Origin of the sequence: Streptomyces sp. NPDC058663, from assembly GCF_042716745.1 — a bacterium.
GTDB lineage: Bacteria > Actinomycetota > Actinomycetes > Streptomycetales > Streptomycetaceae > Streptomyces.
Map to the genome: position 1 here is coordinate 1 of NZ_JBHXRV010000113.1, position 1,993 is coordinate 1,993.

The 1,993-nt window shown below is 71.1% G+C and carries 3 protein-coding genes; 1 reads left to right on the forward strand and 2 read right to left on the reverse strand.

Features of this window, described 5'->3' with window-relative positions; translation table 11 throughout:
- Positions 1–86: 86 nt before the first annotated feature.
- Entirely contained in the window at positions 87–734 is a 648-nt protein-coding gene (locus ACFWVV_RS37725; RefSeq protein WP_384349127.1) for a hypothetical protein, read from the reverse strand.
- Positions 735–781: 47 nt separating this feature from the next.
- Between ACFWVV_RS37725 and ACFWVV_RS37730 the strand changes: the two genes are divergently transcribed.
- Positions 782–970, forward strand: a complete 189-nt coding sequence (locus ACFWVV_RS37730; protein ID WP_384349130.1) for a DUF5703 family protein — start codon at positions 782–784, stop codon at positions 968–970.
- Between the two features lie 94 nt (positions 971–1,064).
- Here the strand turns inward: ACFWVV_RS37730 and ACFWVV_RS37735 are convergent, their stop codons facing one another.
- A complete protein-coding gene (locus ACFWVV_RS37735; protein WP_384349133.1) occupies positions 1,065–1,835 on the reverse strand; it encodes a chaplin in 771 nt (256 codons plus the stop codon).
- Between the last annotated feature and the right edge of the window lie 158 nt (positions 1,836–1,993).

Below are 1,993 nucleotides of genomic sequence, written 5' to 3' on the forward strand. Positions count from 1 at the left end.
GGCGAGAAGGTCCCGCACCTCTTCCTCGGCGGGACGGTCCCGCGCCTCTTCCTCGCGGAAAGCGCCCGCGCCCCCCGGGGGGATCCTCAGACCTCTTCGAGGTCGTCCATCTCGTCGTCGTCGAAGACCGAGCTGACGTCGAAGCGGCACACCACGCTCTGCGGATCGGCGGCGTCGAACGGGGAGTTGAGCCACTCCCCCGGCTCGGGCAGCTCCTCCACGGCAGCGACCCACAGGGTGGAATCGCCCTCCTCAAGGCCGAACTCCTTGTGCCGGGAGGCGATTTCGTCGGGTTCGAACTCGCCGAAGAGCACCCCGAGGGCGGCCTGCGCACTGCTGCCGACCTCTCCGGTGGAGACGGGCAGCCCGTTGTGGGTCCCGATGTCCGGGTCGAGGTCGGCGATGCGCTGCGCCTGGGCGAGCAGCCGCTGCGGCTCGGCCACGGCGTAGTCGCGCCGGATCAGCACGCTGAGCGCGTCCAGGGGCCCGGCGTGTGCCGGGAAGGACGTCTCGGGACTGGGGATCTCGAAGGGGGTGACCTCGTCGTAGCGCTCGTAGAGCAGCTCGTCGTAGTCCTCCGCGGCAGCGGCCAGATCGTTGAAGGCGTCGTAGACGGCGGGGTCGTCGTCTCCGGAACGGCGCTCGACCGCCTCAAGGTGGCGGTCCAGCGCGGCTTTTACCGCCTCGGCGGCGGCGCGTACCTCGGCAGCGGTGGGCTGAGCGGCATCAGACATAGTGCAGACGCTATCCGTAGACGACCTCTGCCCGCACAATAGATGCGATGCCGGAATACGAATTTGTCGACGTGTACATCCCGCGCGGGGTCTCCCGCCAGGAGGCGACCCGTCTGCTGACCGATCATGCCGAGTACGGACACTGGGAGCTGGACCGACTGATCCTGCGCCACGACGGGAGCCGCCGGGTACGGCTGCGCAGGCGGATCATCCGTCAGCAGCGCGCCACCTGGTGAGCCGGCCGGGTGGTCGCAGCGCCCGGCCGGCACCGCACGGAGCACATCCCGCGACCGCGGGATGTGCTCCGTCAACTGCTGTCGCACCGTGCTGTTACGCCGCCGAGCGGGACCGGCGGTAGAGCAGTGCACCCGCGAGGAGCAGGCCTGCGCCCGCGGGGATCACCGTGCCGAGCGAGCCGGAGGCGCCGGTCTGCGCGAGCGACTCGGTGGCCTCGGGCTGGCTGACGGTCTGCGGCTGCGGGACGTTCGGGACCGCCCGGGTGGGCGGAGTGCCGGGCGTGCCCGGGGTGTGCGGGGCGGGCGGCTGCACCGGGGTGGTGGGGGTGCCGGGGTTTCCCGGGTTCTCCGGCTTGGTGGGGGTGCTCGGACCCGACTGGTTGGTGCAGTCGTTGCCCATCACCGGGTTGAGCAGTCCGATGACGCTGACGCCGTTGCCGCAGGCGTTCACCGGGAGGTGGATCGGGACCTTGATGTTGTTGCCGGAGCCGACGCCGGGCGAGTGGCTGGTGTCGCCCTCGGCGGTCGCGCCGCCGCCGGTGTGACTGCCGGGGTTGGCCGGGCCGGGCTTGCCGGGCGTGGCGGAACCGGGCTTGCCGGGCTTGGCCTGCTTGGCCGGTCCGGACTTGTTGGCGCAGGCGTTGCCCATCGCCGGGTTGAGCACCCCGATGACGTCGACGGTGTTGCCGCACGCGTTGACCGGGATGTGGACCGGGGCCTGTACCGAGTTGCCGGACAGTACGCCCGGCGAGTGCGACGCGGAGCCTTCGGCGCCCGAGTCGGCGTGTGCGTAACCGCCGCCCAGAGCAAGCACGCCGCCGGCGGCCGCGAAGGTGATCAGACCCTTTTTGGTGACTTCACGCATGGATCGTTCCCTTGCCTCTACCTTCCGGACGCCCGCGGACGTCATTGACCGCGGGCCGAAATGCGAAGGGCGGGGCCCGCGGGGCAGGGGCGCCCACCGGGGGCGGCCGGGGCATAAAACCCCCCGGGGGGGGACAGCACAAACTCAGGGGTTTTAGC

What these genes read in the sequence shown, in the direction of transcription:
- ACFWVV_RS37725 (WP_384349127.1), bottom strand. Translation starts at nt 734, where the DNA reads ATGTCTGATGCCGCTCAGCCCACCGCTGCCGAGGTACGCGCCGCCGCC.
- ACFWVV_RS37730 (WP_384349130.1), top strand. Translation starts at nt 782, where the DNA reads ATGCCGGAATACGAATTTGTCGACGTGTACATCCCGCGCGGGGTCTCC.
- ACFWVV_RS37735 (WP_384349133.1), bottom strand. Translation starts at nt 1,835, where the DNA reads ATGCGTGAAGTCACCAAAAAGGGTCTGATCACCTTCGCGGCCGCCGGC.